Source organism: Marinobacter segnicrescens, from assembly GCF_900111555.1.
GTDB classification, from domain to species: Bacteria; Pseudomonadota; Gammaproteobacteria; order Pseudomonadales; family Oleiphilaceae; genus Marinobacter; species Marinobacter segnicrescens.
Genome location: NZ_FOHZ01000039.1, coordinates 1 through 17,101, shown reverse-complemented (window position 1 = coordinate 17,101; position 17,101 = coordinate 1). Strand labels below are relative to the sequence as shown.

The 17,101-nt window shown below is 59.1% G+C and carries 18 protein-coding genes; 8 read left to right on the top strand and 10 right to left on the bottom strand.

Features of this window, described 5'->3' with window-relative positions:
* A partial coding sequence (locus BM036_RS18470; RefSeq protein WP_143066653.1) for an integrase core domain-containing protein occupies positions 1-399 on the top strand: 399 nt, incomplete at its 5' end.
* Between the two features lie 29 nt (positions 400-428).
* On the opposite strand, the gene BM036_RS18465 is transcribed toward BM036_RS18470, so the two are convergent.
* From BM036_RS18465 to BM036_RS18440, 6 genes are all read right to left on the bottom strand, one after another.
* Positions 429-1,244 (bottom strand): slipin family protein, encoded by an 816-nt coding sequence (locus BM036_RS18465; RefSeq protein ID WP_177186111.1) that lies wholly within the window; start codon positions 1,242-1,244, stop codon positions 429-431.
* On the bottom strand, positions 1,241-2,686 hold the full coding sequence (locus BM036_RS18460) for an NfeD family protein (RefSeq protein ID WP_091855099.1): 1,446 nt from the start codon (positions 2,684-2,686) through the stop codon (positions 1,241-1,243). The genes BM036_RS18465 and BM036_RS18460 overlap by 4 nt, the downstream gene beginning before the upstream one ends.
* A gap of 75 nt (positions 2,687-2,761) precedes the next feature.
* Complete coding sequence (locus tag BM036_RS18455; RefSeq protein WP_245742724.1) at positions 2,762-3,910, bottom strand: L,D-transpeptidase family protein; 1,149 nt, start codon at positions 3,908-3,910, stop codon at positions 2,762-2,764.
* 103 nt (positions 3,911-4,013) lie between these two features.
* Positions 4,014-4,730 (bottom strand): TMEM165/GDT1 family protein, encoded by a 717-nt coding sequence (locus BM036_RS18450; RefSeq protein WP_245742723.1) that lies wholly within the window; start codon positions 4,728-4,730, stop codon positions 4,014-4,016.
* Between the two features lie 121 nt (positions 4,731-4,851).
* Positions 4,852-5,295: a MarR family transcriptional regulator gene (locus BM036_RS18445; RefSeq protein ID WP_091855094.1), complete on the bottom strand. Its 444-nt coding sequence runs from the start codon at positions 5,293-5,295 to the stop codon at positions 4,852-4,854.
* Positions 5,296-5,403: 108 nt separating this feature from the next.
* Entirely contained in the window at positions 5,404-6,684 is a 1,281-nt protein-coding gene (locus BM036_RS18440) for an MFS transporter (protein ID WP_091855092.1), read from the bottom strand.
* 311 nt (positions 6,685-6,995) lie between these two features.
* On the opposite strand from BM036_RS18440, the gene BM036_RS18435 reads away from it, so the two are divergent.
* Together BM036_RS18435 and BM036_RS18430 are read left to right on the top strand one after the other, a co-directional pair.
* Positions 6,996-7,907 (top strand): WYL domain-containing protein, encoded by a 912-nt coding sequence (locus tag BM036_RS18435; protein WP_091855090.1) that lies wholly within the window; start codon positions 6,996-6,998, stop codon positions 7,905-7,907.
* A gap of 49 nt (positions 7,908-7,956) precedes the next feature.
* On the top strand, positions 7,957-9,699 hold the full coding sequence (locus BM036_RS18430; protein ID WP_091855088.1) for an ExeM/NucH family extracellular endonuclease: 1,743 nt from the start codon (positions 7,957-7,959) through the stop codon (positions 9,697-9,699).
* Positions 9,700-9,716: 17 nt separating this feature from the next.
* Here the strand turns inward: BM036_RS18430 and queE are convergent, their stop codons facing one another.
* Positions 9,717-10,394 carry a 7-carboxy-7-deazaguanine synthase gene (gene queE, locus BM036_RS18425; RefSeq protein WP_091855086.1) on the bottom strand — a complete coding sequence of 226 codons (678 nt, stop codon included), beginning with the start codon at positions 10,392-10,394 and terminating at the stop codon, positions 9,717-9,719.
* A complete protein-coding gene (gene queC / locus BM036_RS18420) occupies positions 10,394-11,059 on the bottom strand; it encodes a 7-cyano-7-deazaguanine synthase QueC (RefSeq protein ID WP_091855084.1) in 666 nt (221 codons plus the stop codon). The genes queE and queC overlap by 1 nt, the downstream gene beginning before the upstream one ends.
* A 202-nt stretch (positions 11,060-11,261) precedes the next feature.
* Here queC and BM036_RS18415 point away from each other — a divergent pair, with 202 nt between their 5' ends.
* From BM036_RS18415 to BM036_RS18405, 3 genes are all read left to right on the top strand, one after another.
* Complete coding sequence (locus BM036_RS18415; RefSeq protein ID WP_091855101.1) at positions 11,262-11,789, top strand: 3'-5' exonuclease; 528 nt, start codon at positions 11,262-11,264, stop codon at positions 11,787-11,789.
* A gap of 532 nt (positions 11,790-12,321) precedes the next feature.
* Entirely contained in the window at positions 12,322-12,594 is a 273-nt protein-coding gene (locus BM036_RS18410; protein ID WP_091855082.1) for a hypothetical protein, read from the top strand.
* 56 nt (positions 12,595-12,650) lie between these two features.
* Positions 12,651-12,995 carry a hypothetical protein gene (locus tag BM036_RS18405; protein WP_091855080.1) on the top strand — a complete coding sequence of 115 codons (345 nt, stop codon included), beginning with the start codon at positions 12,651-12,653 and terminating at the stop codon, positions 12,993-12,995.
* Here the strand turns inward: BM036_RS18405 and BM036_RS18400 are convergent.
* On the bottom strand, positions 12,981-14,570 hold the full coding sequence (locus BM036_RS18400; protein WP_091855078.1) for a sensor domain-containing diguanylate cyclase: 1,590 nt from the start codon (positions 14,568-14,570) through the stop codon (positions 12,981-12,983). The genes BM036_RS18405 and BM036_RS18400 overlap by 15 nt on opposite strands.
* A gap of 221 nt (positions 14,571-14,791) precedes the next feature.
* On the opposite strand from BM036_RS18400, the gene BM036_RS18395 reads away from it, so the two are divergent.
* A complete protein-coding gene (locus BM036_RS18395) occupies positions 14,792-16,093 on the top strand; it encodes an MFS transporter (RefSeq protein WP_091855076.1) in 1,302 nt (433 codons plus the stop codon).
* A gap of 57 nt (positions 16,094-16,150) precedes the next feature.
* Positions 16,151-16,618: a Cys-tRNA(Pro) deacylase gene (gene ybaK, locus BM036_RS18390; protein ID WP_091855075.1), complete on the top strand. Its 468-nt coding sequence runs from the start codon at positions 16,151-16,153 to the stop codon at positions 16,616-16,618.
* A 190-nt stretch (positions 16,619-16,808) separates the two neighbouring features.
* On the opposite strand, the gene BM036_RS18385 is transcribed toward ybaK, so the two are convergent.
* On the bottom strand, positions 16,809-17,101 hold a 293-nt coding region (locus tag BM036_RS18385), incomplete at its 5' end, for a transposase (RefSeq protein WP_177186110.1).

Below are 17,101 nucleotides of genomic sequence, written 5' to 3'. Positions count from 1 at the left end.
ATGAAAGCTTCCGATACCGTGGCCGCGTTGAACCAGGCAGTCCGTCACCGTATGACCGATCAGCCCCTCATACATCATTCGGATCGAGGCCTCCAATACTGCTCTTCTCTGTACCAAAGCGTGCTACGGAAACATCAGATTCGGCCATCGATGACCGATGGGTATGATTGCTACCAGAACGCTCTTGCTGAACGGATCAACGGCATCCTCAAGCAAGAGTTTCTTATCAACCGATGTCGAACCTTTGCCGAGTTGGGTGTACTGATCAAGGAGTCCATTGCTGCCTATAATACCTACAGGCCACACCTCAGTCTCGGCATGAAAACGCCCCAAGAGGTGCATGAAAAAGCCAGCGACCCTAGGCCGCTGGCTTCAACAAAAACCGTCAACGTATATTAGGACGGGTCACTGAACACTCTTGAGCCTTGTTACAAGGCTGCCCCGGGCGAGTTCTCCGGTTTCGGTCCATCCTGCGAGGACCCGGCGCTTTCTCCGGCTTTCTTCCTGAACGCCTCCATGATGTCCATCGGTAACGGGAACACAATCGTGGATGCGTTGCTGGTACTCATGTCAGCCAGGGTCTGCAGGTAACGCAGCTGCATCGCCCCTGAATCCACTGACATCACCTGGGCGGCTTCAACCAGCTTCCTGGATGCCTGCAGTTCGCCTTCCGCATGGATCACCTTCGCGCGACGCTCCCGCTCGGCTTCCGCCTGACGGGCGATGGCGCGGATCATCGACTCATTCAGATCCACGTGCTTGATCTCAACGTTGGCCACCTTGATACCCCAGTCCTCGGTCTGGGCATCGATGATTTCCTGGATGTCAGAATTGAGCTTGTCCCGTTCGGAAAGCATCTCGTCCAGGTCATGCTTGCCCAGCACCGACCTCAGCGTGGTCTGGGAAAGCTGACTGGTCGCCGATCCGTAGTCCTCCACCCGCAGGATAGCCTTTTCAGGATCCACAACCCGGAAATAGAGCACTGCATTTACCCGAACCGTCACGTTGTCCTTGGAGATCACGTCCTGGCTGGGGACATCCAGGGTTATAACCCGCAAATCAACCCGCACCATCTGTTGGATGCCCGGGATGATAATGATCAAGCCGGGGCCCTTTACCCCCTGAAAGCGGCCCAGGAAAAAAACCACGCCCCGCTCATATTCCGGCAGAATCCGGATAGCAGAGCCAAGAATCAGTAATAGCACCACAATGGGTGCAATCCACGGAATCAGTTCACCTATCATAATGCCTCCTGACGGCCATGATCTGGTTGCTCCGGGGCCACCTTCACAGTGAGGCCCTCTACCGACTGTACACGAACCCACTGGCCATCGGTGATGGCCTCGTTACTGATGGCATTCCAGCGTTCGCCGGAAAGCCTGACATGGCCACGATAGTAGTCGCCATCCCGGGAAAAGTCTTCCAAAGACCGGCAGCGTTCCTCGGGCATGTGTTCGGTGCCCACAGCGGGGGCCTTTCGCCTTAACCCTATAAACCGGGTGACTGTCCACAGTATGAAACCACCGGCCACGGCCGCAGTACCACCCACGGCTGGCAAGGAGATTGCTTGGTGGGAGCCATCCATCAGGATTACCGAGCCCAACACAAAGGCAACGATCCCGCCAACCCCCAACATCCCGAAGCTGGGCATGAAAGCCTCACCAACGATAAAGGCAAGCCCGAGCAGGATCAGCGCCAGGCCAGCGTAATTAACGGAGAGCACCTGGAAGGCGAACAGCGCCAGCACCAGGCAGATGGCACCAATCACCCCGGGGTAGAGGCTACCGGGGTTTGCCAGTTCGAAAATGATGCCGTAGAAACCGATGATCATCAGGAAGTAAGCCACGTTGGGATCGGTGATCACCGATAGCAGACTGGTACGCCAGTCAGGTTGCTGGCGCACGATGGCGAGGTTTTCGGTGTCCAGGGTACGGGTTCCGGAAGCCATCACGACGTCACGCCCGTGAACCTGGCTGAGCAGGTCGTCCAGGTCCGTGGCGACCACATCGATGACATTCTGATCGAGCGCCTCTGTGGCACCCAGGTTTACGGCTTCCCGTACCGCCCGCTCGGCCCAGTCCCCGTTGCGTCCGTGGCGATCCGCCAGGCCACGGATGTAGCTAACCGCATCTTCCATGACCTTGCGTTCCATCGCGGTGCTGTTCTTGTCCGAACGGGACTCGTCTGTCTGCTCCTCGCCAGTCCCGGATTCACCGCTGGGCTCACCGGGGGTCTCCTCGCTTCCGGGCATGCCCCCCATCTGCACTGGCGTGGCTGAACCGAGGTTGGTGGCCGGGGACATGGCCGCGATATGGCTGCCGTAGAGTATGTAGGTACCGGCGCTGGCCGCCCGGGCACCGGCCGGCGTCACCCAGGTGGCCACGGGTACATCGGATGCCAGTATCGCCTTGATGAGTGTACGGGTGGAGTCCATCAGCCCGCCAGGGGTGTCCAGCTGCAATACCACGATTGCAGCGCCGTTTTCTTCGGCGTCCTCAATTCCCCGCACCACGTAGTCCATGGTTGCAGGGCCGATCGCACCGTCAATCGTCAGGACGACGGCTTTCCGCTCTTCGGAGGACTGTGCGAATACCCACTGCCCGACACTCAATACAAGGCCAAGCAGCATCAGACCCAGCCACAGGCCGTATCGATGCCGTCCCGTCGGGGCTTTAATTCGTTCCATGGCCTGCTCCCTTCGATAAGCATCCCCTGTCCCTCATGGGTCAGGGGGCGTTGTCCCAGGCCTGGCCTCCCGCCGTCAGAACCAGCGCTGCGGGGAGGTAGAGCCGGGGTTATCGGACGACCGGCCTACCGGTTCGGTACCCACGCTTTTGGTGGGCCCCGCCGAATCATCGTCGCGGCTGGCCAGCTGCGTCACCCTCTCTCCAATCATACGCGGAACACCGTCTGCCTGATCAACGGCCTGTTCCACAACCCGCCGCTGGATCTCAAGTCCCTTGTTATCTTCGGAATAGGCCTCAAGCACCTTGTTCACCTGTTGCCACAGACGCTCTTTTTCATCGTCCGGGTACTCTTCCTTGGCACGGTGCACCTCCAGCCACAGCTGGCCGTTACGCAGCCCTACCTTGACCGGCTGATGAATGACCTGAACCGGGGTGCCCTTTGGAACTTCCTTGACGAAGCGCGAGATATCATCGTTATACATGCGGAAACAGCCATGGCTGACCTGCATGCCCACGCCGAATCCCTTGTTGGTGCCATGGATCAGGTAGCCGTCTTCACTCAACATCAGGGCGTGGCTGCCCAGCGGATTTTCCGGCCCCGGCGGGATCATCCGCGGCAGATATTCACCGCTGGCTTCGTATTCGGCCCGGATACTCGCCGGCGGGTACCAGGCTGGCGATTCCAGGCCCATGGTGACTTCCGCATCGGTCAGGGGAGAGGGGTTATCTTCGGTCCCTACCCCGACCGGGAATACCTGAACGCCGCCATCGCGGAAATAATACAGGCGGTACTCGGCCAGGTTGATGACGATGCCTTCCCGGCGGGAGTCCGGAAGCACGTACTTGCGCGGCAGGGTAATGCGGGTGCCGTCTCCGGGCAGCCAGGGGTCTACTTCAGGATTTGCCTTCACCAACTCCAGGTAACCCAGGCTACGCTGAGTGCCTATTTCCGCAAAGGTATCCTCGTAGCGGGTCGTCATCATCTGTAACTTCCCTGCGAGATCACCTTCCAGCACCCATACCGGCGAGCGACTCCGACTATCCTTCGGGCCGGGGTTTTCCTCGCTGGCATTGTCGTTCGCCTGTGCTGGACTCTCCAGTGGCGTACCACCACGAGCCTGGCCAGTTTGCGGGGTTTCCTGGGCCGAAACGCAAAGGGCAGCGCTCCAGGCCAGCAGGCCAGTGATCATCAGTGCAAAACCAGAGTTCAGGTTTTTAACCATTTGGGTATTCCCGATCGAAACCCAGCCCCACGTTGCGGGCCGGGCAAGACTTGTTGCTAACTTGGACGCCGCCGTCTCGGCGGAGTTCCGTTCACTATGGATACTAAAGGCCATTGAATGCCGCCAGCACGGTGATCACAGCCAATACCATGAACAGGATACTGGCACCGATCCTGGCCGTTGCCATGGGCATTCGTTCCATTATCCATTTGCCAGCGAGGATGACCGGCACGTTGGCCAACAGCATACCAACGGTAGTGCCCACGATCACCCAGAAGGTTGCATCGTAACGAGCTGCGAGCACAACGGTGGCAATCTGCGTCTTGTCTCCGATCTCCGCCAGGAAGAACATGAGGATAGTGGCCGCAAAGGCCCCCAGCCCAAGCAGTTTGGAATCTTCGCCACCTTCCTTGTCCGGAAACAATAACCAGAGCGCAATCGCCACGAAACTGCCCGCCACCAGCCAGGGCACCCATGCCTGCGGTAGCCAGCTTGCCACCCACGCACCCAGCAGGGCCGACAGCCCATGATTCACCAGGGTGGCAATCAGTATGCCGAGAATAACAGGGGTACGACGATGGAAACGGGTAATCAGGAAAAGTGACAGCAGCTGGGTCTTGTCACCGATCTCGGCAATAAAAACAGAGAGTGTGGAGGCGAGGAAAGCATCCATAACATTGGCAGTCCGGGGCGGAACGTGACGACATGAGGAACGACCACCCTCCGCCCTTGGAAGTGGCTGTTCCCCAGGTCTTGTCAGTTCCGCCTGCTGCTGCCAGGTCCCGGCATTCTCGCAGCACCACCAGAACGTGATGGCCACGGAGATGTGCTCCGATTATGTTGACCATCACCCGCAACGGTATATCGTTACGGAGACTACTCCCCTGAAGGAGAAGCAAGCATAGCGATCCACCCGATAAAACTCAACCGGGCAGTAAAGGCTACTTCTTGAGGTCTGCGGCGTTTTCCATAACCCGTTGGAAGACGCTCAGCGCAACTTCCAGGTCCTTGTCCTCAATGCCCTTGAGCATTTCATCGCGCAGCAGGTTGCCTCGCTCATTGAGGTCACTCATGAAGCGCTCACCAGCACCGGTGAGGTACAGGCGACGAGCCCGTCGATCACGCTTACAGGGCCGGCGTTCGATAAGACCCTGCTCCTCCAGGCTGTCAAGCAGGCGCACCAGGGTGGGGTTCTCGATCGCCATCAGGTGAGCCAGCTCCCGCTGGGTCAATCCCTCACCACCGCGTTGCAGGTACACCATGGTGGACCAGCGTGCCTGGGTCACCCCCAGATCCTTCAGGCGCTCATCCAACAACTTGCGCCAGCGCCGGGTCACCCGGGCGACGGCAAATGGAAACTGGTCTCGAAGTGTTTGCGGGTCCATGTCTCTGTCCTGATTACTGAAGATTCAGCAATAGTAAGCTAATCATTGAGACGAACACAAGTTACACATTGATCAGGTTTGCGCCAGGTCAATATGTAATTTGCAATGTCATGCCGATTCCCGTGCCAGTTCGTCAGCCTCCGCTTCCGGAGACGCATGAAACTCCTCGTTCCGGGGGTCGATTTCCACCAGCACAGGCGAGGCTTCGGGCATGGCAGCGACAAAGTGCTCCTGCTCCTCCACCGGCACATCGGGGGTATGGCTGATACGGTAACTGGTGGCAATCGCAAGCATGACCAGGAAACCCGCACTGCCCCAGAACAGGCCTGATGGCCCGAGAACACCCATCAGTTCCGCCATCACAACGGGACCGATTACGCTGCCTATGCCATAACTCAGCAGCAAGGTGGCACTGGCGGCGACGATACGGTGGGATTCCATGCGGTCATTGGTGATAGCCACCGCTATGGGATAAAGCGTGGCGGAGAGACCGGTAAAAAGGCCCACCAGCAACATCAGCAGCATCAGGTTGGCACTGCCGACTATCGCCACGGCCACCGCAGTTGCGGCAGCACCCACCGCCACGATAAACATCACCCGACGCCGGTCAAAGGTGTCGCAGATACGCCCCAACGGCCAGGCCAGGATCATTGCCGCCACGATAGCTGCCGCCATGAAAAATGACGTGCGGGATACGTCCAGCCCCGCCATGGTGGCGTAAACCGGCCCCAGCGCATAGAAACCACCGATCAGTACACCACAGGTCAGCGCCCCCGCCATCCCGGTGAACGACTCCCGCGCCAGGGTAAAGAACGACATTCGCTCCGCCGTTTCAATGTGAGGCGCTTCCATACGTGTCAGCGACAGTGGAATCAGTGCCAGCGTCAGCAGGATGGCAGCCAGGGTGAAAGGCATGAAGTTGGCAGGGTCACCCAGGTTGACCACCAGTTGCCCCCCGGCGGCGGCAATGTAGAACACAATCTGGTAGACCGCGAACAGCGCTCCCCGGTTACTGTTGGTGGCCCGGCTACTGAACCAGCTTTCGATAACGACCAGCACGCCGGCAATGCTGAAACCGGAGAGGGCCCGGAGCAGCGCCCATAGCACCATGGTGACAGACAGTGGGTAGACCAGGGCAGTAACCGCGGCCAGGGCCGCAAAGACCGCAAACGCTCGGATATGGCCCACACGGGCAATAATGCGGCTCACATACAGAGTGCCCAGCACAAACCCGACCGAATAGCAGACCAGCACCCAGCCGATCACCGAAGGCTCCACTGACTCGATACTGAGACGGATACCCAGCAGTGTCGTCAGGAAGGCGTTGCCACTGACCAGAAGAATAATACTGATGATCAGCGCCGACAGGGACGCCACCATTCGGGTCATCGGGAAATCTCCGGGATTGTGTTCTGGAGGGGGCTCAGCGGCCGCCAGGGTGAATATTCAGCTGACTAAACGACAGCAAACTTGATTTAAGCATCCGATAGCGACAACAGCCATTACGCAGTTGCCGAAACGGCTCCGGATTGAACAGAAAAACACCGCTGCAAGTCGCGCCACGACTGCATTTCACAAAATTTTACATTAATCGCCCGTAACACACTGACCTGTGGTAATACTGCTAACATCGGTCGGGTGATCATGGATCGGTCGCTGTCGACCAGACCTCTGTTAGCCATCACCAAGAGCCCGACATTATGAAAAAAACGGAATGGCCCATTCGCTGGGATCTGCTGCTGCGTTACCGCCTGATAGAAATTGTTGCACTTTGGGAAGGTCGCCTTACCACCAACCATATCTGCCACGGCTTCGGCATTGGCCGTCAGCAGGCGTCAAAGGACATCAATACCTATCTGCGGGAACTGGCACCCGGCAACCTGGTATACGACAGGCATCTGAAAGGCTACATCCCGGCTCCGGATTTCCAGCCCGTAGTGACCCGGGGTGAGCCTGAAGAGTACCTCGAGCTTGCTTGCCGGCATCAGTCGCTGAGCGACTGCTTTGAAAACCTCGATATCGGACTGCCTGACAGCTGTGTGGTGCGGGCCCCCTGTGGCCAGGCCAGCCCCGAGGTTACCCGCGCGGTGATTACCGCCTGTCGTCAGAAACGCAAACTGGAAGCACGCTACCTCACCCTTGAAAATCCGGACGGGGAAACCCTGGTACTGGAGCCCCACACCCTGGTGATGACCGGGCAGGGCTGGCATGTTCGGGCCTGGAACGATCGCCGGCAAGGCTTTGGTGACTATCGCCTCAGCCGGCTCACCGGACAGGTGCGGGTCGCCCGAGACAAGTCCCGGCACCGGGAAGAGCATGATGAGCGCTGGAACCGGATGATCAGCCTGAAAGTACAACCGGCAGCGGGACTGGATGCGGCCAGTCGTCGCCTGGTCTGTGCCGACTATGGCATTGAGGATACGCCCCTGGAAGTACGTTGCCGTGAGGCCATGGCGCCCTGGTTGCTGCCGATGCTGGGGCTACCCTCCGGGGGCCGGGAAGGCGATATAGACAACTGCCAGCTCGAGCTGTCCAATGCCGACGCCTTGCCGGCGTGGATGAAGGCGCCGGACCGTCGGGAGACAAGTGCAACCCAGGCTGATACCGTATAATTGACGTCTCCCGGCCTGCTACGGCCAAGGCCTGACCAGGTAACGGTCTATGCAGAAAGCGGTTGTTGTCATGGTCATGCTGACCATCGTCACTCCGGTCCAGGCGCTGACATGTGGTGCGCCATCTACACCCATATCCACTGTCCAGGGAAAGGCGGATAAGACACCCCTGTCCGGGCAGACGATGACGGTGGAAGGCATAATTACCCTCGACCTCCGCCAACCCGGCGGCTTTGAGGGTTTCTACCTCCAGCAGGCCCCAACTGAACAGGACGACAACCCGGTCACCTCGGAAGCCATCTTCGTGCACACGCGGGTCAGCAGCGGCCGCTCCGGCGACCGGGTCAGATTACGCGGCCGTGCAGGCGAGTACTATGGCCTGACCTCACTGAGCCAGGTGAACGCGGTTTCCGTCTGTGGCTCACCAGGGCTACCGCCCCCCGTCGTATTTCACCCCGGTGAGGCGCCCGCCGACATCCGTGAGTCTCTTGAAGGCATGCTGGTCCACGTTGATCAGCCCCTGGCGGTCACGGACACCTGGAACCTGGCCCGTTACGGTGAGCTTGTACTGGCACCGGAAGTGCAGTGGGTACCCACCCAGCTCCAGCCACCCGTGCCCGGGCTGACACGCCACCTTGACGCACAGGAGCAGGAGAGATTGCTGCTCGATGACGGTCAGCGACGCCAGGATCCCCGCCCCGTGCCCTGGCCAACCGGCAACCTGGCACCGGACAACCCGGTGCGGGTGGGTGACCGGGTTGGCCCCCTGACGGGTATTCTCGACTACCGGTTCGGACATTGGCGACTGCAGCCGCTGGAACCACCTGGGTTCCACTCAACAGAACCACGCTCACCAGCACCTGTGAGGCATGAAAACGCCAACCTGAGGGTCGCATCACTTAACCTGGGTAACCTGTTCAATGGCAACGGCCAGGGTGGCGGGTACCCTTCCCCTCGTGGCGCACGAAGCCATGACGCTTACCAGCAACAGCTGGCCCGCCTGACCGCCCAGATAGCAGCAATGGATGCAGACATCCTCGCAGTATCCGAGTTGGAGAACGACGGTTACGGAGCGCAAAGCGCCATAGCGCAGCTGACAGAACAACTCGGAGAACACTGGCGATTTGTGCAAGGTTCTACCGATTCTCACAGCGATGCAATCCGCAACGGACTGCTCTATCGCCCTGACCGGGCACGCCCGGTGGGAGCGCCCCAGCTGATCAGCCAGGGCGCGTTCACGGACTGGCATCGGCCCGCGCTGGCGCAGACGTTCGAGCTTCCAGATGGCAGCCAGCCCCTTACCATTATCGCGGTGCACCTCAAATCCAAGAGCTGCCGCAATGCTCCACCCATGCAGCAGGCCACGGGAGACGGCCAGGCATGCTTTGCCCGGGCCAGAACCGATGCCGCCCGGGAACTGGCCCGGTGGGTAGCAAACCGTATCACCGACCAGACCGCGGTGTTATTGACGGGGGATTTCAACGCCTACGCTATGGAAGATCCTCTCCGGATCCTGGCCGAATCGGGTTACCAGGACCTGGTTCGTGATTTTCACGGCCTTCATACCCGGACATTCCGCTTCCATGGCCGGCAAGGCACCCTCGACTATCACCTGGCCAACCACTCGGCGAGGAAGACTGTGCTGGCCAGCCACCTCTGGGCAGTCAACGCTGAAGAGCCAAGAGTCTGGGCCTACGACGCACACAGCAGCTTTGAACTGCCTGCGGGCTATATCTGGCGGGCGTCAGACCATAACCCGGTAATTACCGACCTGCGCCTTGCCCCCAGGTAACACCAGGCTGCCAGGGCTCAGTCAATACCAACGACCTTGTGCATCTGGATGGTCAGGCGCCAGCGGGGATGGCGCAGGCAGTAATCCACGGCCTTGCGGGTATTACTTGCCTTGACCGGATCAGCACCGCTTTCCGGCATTGCCGGCGATGCCATGGGGGACAGAAAATAGTGCCGGGCCCGGATGGAAAGGAAACGTTCCGGCATAGCCAGGGGTTGGGGATAGACCAGCTTCAGCTCATCACATTCACGGATTACCACCTTTGCGTCCGCCTTGGGACTCACGCACAGCCAATCGATGCCTAAAGGTGCCGGCAGGGTACCGTTGGTTTCCACACCCACCTCGAACCCCTGGTCATGGAACGCCGCGATCAGGGGCGCATCAAGCTGCAACAAGGGCTCGCCGCCCGTGCAGACCACATAGGGCACGACACCCTGTTGCCGACCCTCGGCAATATCAAAGGGCCAGAGTGACGCGACATGTTCCACCAGGGCCTCTGCCGTCTCGAACTGCCCGCCATTCTGGCCGTCGGTACCCACGAAGTCGGTATCACAGAAGTTGCACACAGCATCGGCCCGATCCGCTTCACGACCATTCCACAGGTTACACTTGCTGAAACGGCAGAAAACAGCGGCTCGACCAGCCTGTGCGCCTTCACCCTGCAGGGTGTAAAAGGCTTCCTTGACCCGATACATCAGTTGCGAGCCTCGTATGGCAGCGGATCGGTGACACCATGGGCCGCAAACGCTTCCAGGCGCTCCACACACGAGCCACAGACACCACAGGCCTTTTCGCGCCCGTTATAACATGTCCAGGTCTGGCTGTAATCGAGGCCCATGGCAAGGCCATCCGCCAGGATGTCTGTCTTGCTGGCGCGGATGTACGGAGCTTCGATGCGGACCGGTTCGTAGTTGGCAATGCGACACACGGCGTCCATTTTTTCAACGAACTCCGGGCGGCAATCCGGGTAGATGGCATGGTCACCACCGTGGGCACCGAACCAGACCGCATCTGCTTCCACTGTGACCGCATAGCCGGTGGCCAGTGAGAGCAGGATCATGTTGCGGTTTGGCACCACAGTGGATTTCATGGACGCTTCCTCGTAATGACCTTCAGGCACATCACCACCGCCGGTCAGGGCGGAACCGGCCATAACCGCCTTCATGGAGCGGATATCAATGACCTTGTGGGGAAGGCCAAGCTGCTCGCACACGTCTGACGCCGATTTCAGCTCACGGACATGCCGCTGGCCATAGTCGAAGGACAAGGCATGAACCTCGTGACCCTCTGACAGGGCACGGTGAAGCAGGGTGAATGAGTCCATTCCCCCCGAGTAGATCACAACAACACGTTCAGGCACCGGTCCTCCTGCTTGCCAATCGAACATTCTTGCCGAACGGACACTGGTGATTCATCCAGATGTCGTTCAGCATAACCGCGTCTGCGGTGCCAGCCAGGCCCACAGACTTCCTATTGTAACAGCCAGCCGCCAGCATGGGTTCGCGTCAAACCACAGGGACGGTTACACTTTGCAGACAGCCCAGCTACTGACCGAATTGCCGATGACCCATGCCTCCACACCGGCCTTTATCGACTTCGAGGCCTCGAGCCTCGACCTGATTGCCAGTTATCCCATCGAGGTGGGGGTGTGCTTGCCGGACGGCGCGGTATACAGTTGGCTGATCCGCCCCCACGTTCTCTGGCACGACTGGTCTGAAAGTGCGGAAGCCATTCATGGCATCCCGCGCCAGGCATTGATGGAGAAAGGCCATGCTGTACACCAGGTTGCGGGCTACCTCAATGACCTGCTGAGTGGCCAGGTATTCTGTGACGCATGGACGTTCGACAGTTTCTGGCTGCACCGACTGTTCCGTGCTGCTGATATGCAGCCAGCCTTCCAGCTGGAATCCATATCCCTCCTTCTGAACCCCTCCCAGGTGCGCCACTGGACGCCAGCACGACAGAAGGTGATCGCCGAACTGGGACTGCCGGTACATCGGGCCGCCAACGATGCCCGCATCCTGCAGGCTACCTGGCAACTGGTTACCACAGCCGACCAGGACCGTTCCGGCTCTGTCCAGGGCAGATGATCCGCTGTTCGTGGATAAAAAAAGGCGCTGCGGAAGACCCGGAGCGCCAAGACAATAAAGGAGAGATCACACAGTAACCAACTCGCCACTGCGGATTGCACAACGTAAAACACGTGACAGCGAGAATTATCTCCGGCCTGCAGCCCGCAGTCTGTAGGGGTTTGCCGAAGCCAGGGTTAATGCGTATCGGGCAGGAGCTGTTACCCATTTTAAAAGCAGGCCGTCCACGCTACACTGACCAATGCTGGCCTCGATCTGGCCGGCTTTTACTGAATAGTGATACCTGAACGAATACTTGTCAGAGCCAGGCCGGAGAGTCCCGATGGGCTTTAAGAAACAAAGTCATCTCATCCACACGAGCACACGGAGTGAGGCGTGCACGCCTGTCCGTGGCATGGTGAGTTTCAGGTAACGCTTTCGGCCCTGCCCGGAAGCTTCAGGCGACCGGGCATGCAATCTCCCGCATGAGAACCCGGTCCCGTGAGGCCGGGTTTTCTGGTTTTTGCAGCCGCAAAACGGTAAGGAGAGTGCCATGAACAGACCCACAACCAGACGTGCCGCCAATATACCGGCCAGCCGCCGGCCGGGCCCCATCCGCCGTCCGGATAAATTGCCGCTGCTGGATGCCATCTGCAAAAAGCTCAACCAGCGGGTTAACCTGGACGACGAACGCAGCGTACTTGGCCTGTATGAACGGGGCTGGATCTTCAATGGTGTGCTTGCCTCCCTGGGCGGGTCAGAAGCCCGGTATGTGAAGGCGTTGGCGAGCCGCTATGATTCCTGGATCGCCCGCCAGGTGGCATAAAGGCCTGATTGCGGAGGAACTGCTATAGTCTGGCTCATGTAACCAAGGAGTGTGCCATGAGCCAGACATCCGTTGCCGATACCCTCCGGGAATACCTGTCCCTGCTTGAGCTACTCGATGATGCCTACTGGGAAGCAGGCAGCATCGCCCACAAGGACCTTCTCTACGACATCATCACCATTTTTCACCAGGAAGTGGCAGAGCTGAATAAACTCAGCATCCAGGATCATCACTATCCCTATGAAGTGATTACGGAAGGTGTGCGGCGAGTCGTGCCACAACTCGAACGCCTGGACGAACAACGCCATGAGGTCATCCAGCGTACCCAGACCCTGACCGACTTCCGGGATATCGTCTCGTCTGTTCTGGGCATCCTGGAAGCCCAGTTACGTACGATCTGAGGTGGCGTCTTCGGCGGAGCCCGGTGCGTATACCTCAATCCGGTTGCGCCCCAGATTCTTCGCCAGGTACATAGCCTTGTCAGCCCGGTTACACAGTTTATCGGCGTCCCTACCGTGGTCCGGGTAGACTGCCACCCCGATGCTGACCGTCATTTCCAGCGACTGACGTTCCGCCACCTGAACAGGCTCTGACGCAACTCGCCTGCGCAAGCGTTCGGCAGTATCACAGGCCTCGTCCACTGACATCTCTGGCAACACCACCAGGAATTCCTCACCACCGAAGCGGCCGAGGGTATCCACGGTCCGGATGCTGTCCGCCAGCCGGAGGCTCACTGTACGCAACACCTGGTCACCTATGGCATGCCCCCAGGAATCATTGACCCGCTTGAAGTGATCCAGGTCCACCCAAAGAATCGCCAGCTGCCGTCCATAACGTTCCGCCCTGACCAGCTCTTCCTGGAGGATACGTTCGGTTTCCCGCCGGTTGAACTGGCCAGTGAGCGGGTCCAGGGTTGCCAGTTCGGAGAGCCGCTCTTCCAGTCCCTTGCGCTCGGTAATGTCGAGTATGATGCCTTCCAGCACCATTCCCTGGTCACCCTCAACGCCACGGCCACGCTCCCAGACCCAGATGACCTCCCCGGTGGCGCGCCGGATACGATACTCCACCGAAAACGTCGTGGCGTTACCAATGGCCTCTTCCACCTCCCGGACCAGCTCACCGGAATTACTACTGGAATCGATCAGTCCGGCCCAGGAGACCCTATGATTATCGATCAGATCCTCCGCCTTATAACCAGTGAGTTCCACGCAACCACTGGAAACAAACTTCATGGTCCAGAACTCATCATAGAGACAGCGGTAAGCCATGCCAGGCAAGCTGTCCATGAGATTGGCCAGTTGCCTCTCCCTGGCCTTCAGGGCGTTCTCGGCCGCCCTTTGCTCGGTAATGTCCACACCGATGGCTATAGCGCCAGCCACCTCGCCCCGGGAGTCCTTCAAGGCCCGGGAGTTCCAGGCGATCAGGCGTTCACCGTTATGTTTCGCCAGGATGCGGGTCTCAAGGCCTTCCACCTCTTCCTTTCCTGTAATGATTCCCCTGGCCTGATCCATCACCCAGGCCCGGTAGTCCGGGTCAGGGTAAAGTTTCTGCCAAATCTCGCTGTTTCCGGTAATCTCATCGCTGGTATAGCCGCTGATGCGTTCGGCAGCCCGGTTCCAGATGAGTACTTTTCCCTCCGGGTCGAGCACATTGAGCCAGACATTGGCATTATCAATGACACCTTGCTGGAACTGGCTCAGGCGCAGAATTTCCTCCTGCTGGGCCTTGCGCATGTGGAGCTGCTCCCGGTCCCGCCGCAACTGGCGCAGCAGCACCAGACAAAGCACGGTAGCGGTAACCAGGACGAAGGCCCAGCCTTTCCAGGTCTGCAGTCGGCTGAGGGCGACCGGGTCGCTGACCAGCCTTTCGACTGCAGCGTCGGAGAACAGTATCCACAGCGCGCCTGCCAGCAGGTAAGCCATGGCTATCTTGAGTGAACGCCCCAGTGCCGTTCCCTGTGTCTGGTTATTGTCCATGGGTATTACTTTGTCCTGATAGATTATGGGCTGGCAAGAGATACGCAGCCGGCGCCCGCCTGGCCTGCAAACCTGCCTGACAAGTCGTTGTAATGAAAGTAGTGTGTCACAACAGTCACGTCGACTACTTCAACAATCTTTTACGACTGTCATACTTATTGCGATAGTCTGACAGGTCGGCGGGGCGCGCCGATGACCTCCATTAACCAGGAATTCCAGGCATGGCAGCAGGCCCACCCAGAACGGCACACGAGGAAAACCGCAGGGCACTATGGTCCTGGGCGCTCTACGACTGGGCCAACAGCGCCTTCTTCACCATCATCCTGACATTTATCTTTGCCCGGTATTTCAGCCAGTCGGTCGTACAGGACGACGTTGCAGGCACCAATGCGTGGGGCAACATCGTGGGTGTATCCGGAATTGTCGTGGCACTGGTGGCCCCGGTGCTGGGAGCCATTGCCGATCAGTCTGGCCGCCGCAAGCCCTGGCTCATTGCATTCACGTTGCTGTGTGTTCTGGGCAGCGGCATGTTGTGGTTCGTGGAACCGGGCAGTGGCGATCTGTGGTTCTCTGCCTTCTGGGTTAGCGTGGGCATCCTGGGGGCTGAGTGTGCCTTCATCTTCTATAACGCCATGCTCCCGGATCTTTCATCGCCCAGCCGGCTTGGTCGCTGGTCAGGCTGGTCCTGGGGGCTGGGCTATGTCGGCGGCGTTACCTGTCTCGTGGTGGCCCTGTTCGGGTTTATTGAGGGAGATACCAGCTGGCTTGGGCTGGACCGCGACAACCTCGAACACGTGCGAGCCACCTTTGTACTGGTAGCCCTGTGGTATCTGCTGTTCTCCCTGCCGGCGTTCTTCTTCATCCCGGACCAGCCCTCCCGGGGCCTGTCCATGGGCCAGGCAATCCGGTCCGGCCTGGCACAGCTGAAGGATTCGCTGAGCAAGGTTCGGGAGCTGGGCCATATTCTCCGCTTCCTGGTGGCACGGATGCTCTACACGGACGGACTCGCCACCATCTTCACCTTCGGTGGCGTCTACGCCGCCGGCACCTTTGGCATGAACCAGACCCAGGTACTGCAGTTTGCCATTGCCCTCAACGTAACCTCCGGCCTGGGGGCGCTGGGGTTTGCGTGGGTGGACGATGCCCTCGGCGGTCGCAATACGGTTCTGTTGTCGCTGGTCGGGCTGGGTACCAGTGCGCTGGCCATCCTGCTGGTGGATTCGACGCTCTGGTTCTGGATCTGGGGCATGGTTCTGGGCATCTTCGTGGGGCCACTGCAGTCTGCCAGCCGGTCCTACATGGCTCGGGTGGTTCCAGCGGACCTGCAGACCCAGATGTTTGGTCTGTTCGCCTTTTCCGGCAAGGCCACCGCCTTTGCCGGCCCCCTGCTGGTGGGCTGGGTAACGGTAGCCACCGGCAGCCAGCGTTGGGGGATGGCAACCATCCTGGTATTCCTGGCGGCAGGGTTCCTGATCATGCTGACGGTGCCCCAGGCGTCCAAAGTGCCTCATCAGCAGCCCTGACTTCTCACAGCTTCAGGGTTATCCTGCACAGTCGAAACCCAGCGTATCGGAGATTCCATGACCCCGGCAGTTGACCTTGTGCGCAAGGAAGGTATCGCCCATACCCTCCACGAGTACGCCCACGATCCCAAGAGCGAATCCTACGGCACCGAGGCGGCCGAAAAGCTGGGCCTGGACCCGGACCAGGTGTTCAAGACCCTGGTAGCAGAAACGGACACAGGCGAACTCGTGGTGGCCATTGTCCCGGTATCCGGCAGCCTCAACCTGAAACAGTTGGCAAAGGCTGCCAGGGCCAAGAAAGCGGCCATGGCGGACAAGCAGAAGGTGCAGCGTACAACGGGGTATGTACTCGGGGGCGTCAGCCCACTGGGGCAGAAAAAGGCACTGAGGACCGTTATCGATGAGTCTGCGCAGGCCTTTGACTCCATCCACGTCAGCGCCGGCCGGCGGGGGCTGGAAATCGAGCTGGCGCCGGCGGACCTGGCGGACCTGACCAGGGCTTCGTTTGCGCCTATAAAAGCATGAATTTTTGCCACGACCCTTCGACAGGCTCAGGGTGAGCGGGAGAGCACGGAAAAAAGACAAGGAAAAAAAGGGCTGGCCACGAAACCCACGAAAGAACACGAAAAACACGAAAAACACGAAAAACACGAAAAAATGATCACAGAATAAAAAGCGTTTGGTTTTTACTAACCCGAAATAAAGTAAGCGAACATCATCCAGAGATATAAGCCAGGTCCGGATGACCAAAAAACGATTTCAATAGCTTTGGCAATTTCTGCAAGCGCCGAAGCTGCCGGTAAACAATGCTCCGAAGTTGTTCTTTACTGTTGATGATCTTTTTACCGACGTGGTGGTATTTGATGTAGCCCCAAACAGACTCATCAGGGTTCAGCTCCGGCGAGTACGGCGGCAGGAAGAACAGCCTGAGCTTGCCGTCGAGGCTCTCGACATACTCGCGAACGCGACGAGCATGGTGAACCGGGTGGTTATCGAGGATCAGGAAAA

Coding starts and splice junctions, on each gene's coding strand:
- BM036_RS18415 (WP_091855101.1), top strand. CDS start 11,262: ATGACCCATGCCTCCACACCGGCCTTTATCGACTTCGAGGCCTCGAGC.
- BM036_RS18455 (WP_245742724.1), bottom strand. CDS start 3,910: ATGGTTAAAAACCTGAACTCTGGTTTTGCACTGATGATCACTGGCCTG.
- queE (WP_091855086.1), bottom strand. CDS start 10,394: ATGTATCGGGTCAAGGAAGCCTTTTACACCCTGCAGGGTGAAGGCGCA.
- BM036_RS18440 (WP_091855092.1), bottom strand. CDS start 6,684: ATGACCCGAATGGTGGCGTCCCTGTCGGCGCTGATCATCAGTATTATT.
- BM036_RS18410 (WP_091855082.1), top strand. CDS start 12,322: ATGAACAGACCCACAACCAGACGTGCCGCCAATATACCGGCCAGCCGC.
- BM036_RS18460 (WP_091855099.1), bottom strand. CDS start 2,686: ATGGAACGAATTAAAGCCCCGACGGGACGGCATCGATACGGCCTGTGG.
- ybaK (WP_091855075.1), top strand. CDS start 16,151: ATGACCCCGGCAGTTGACCTTGTGCGCAAGGAAGGTATCGCCCATACC.
- BM036_RS18395 (WP_091855076.1), top strand. CDS start 14,792: ATGGCAGCAGGCCCACCCAGAACGGCACACGAGGAAAACCGCAGGGCA.
- BM036_RS18430 (WP_091855088.1), top strand. CDS start 7,957: ATGCAGAAAGCGGTTGTTGTCATGGTCATGCTGACCATCGTCACTCCG.
- BM036_RS18405 (WP_091855080.1), top strand. CDS start 12,651: ATGAGCCAGACATCCGTTGCCGATACCCTCCGGGAATACCTGTCCCTG.
- BM036_RS18465 (WP_177186111.1), bottom strand. CDS start 1,244: ATGATAGGTGAACTGATTCCGTGGATTGCACCCATTGTGGTGCTATTA.
- BM036_RS18445 (WP_091855094.1), bottom strand. CDS start 5,295: ATGGACCCGCAAACACTTCGAGACCAGTTTCCATTTGCCGTCGCCCGG.
- BM036_RS18400 (WP_091855078.1), bottom strand. CDS start 14,570: ATGGACAATAACCAGACACAGGGAACGGCACTGGGGCGTTCACTCAAG.
- BM036_RS18435 (WP_091855090.1), top strand. CDS start 6,996: ATGAAAAAAACGGAATGGCCCATTCGCTGGGATCTGCTGCTGCGTTAC.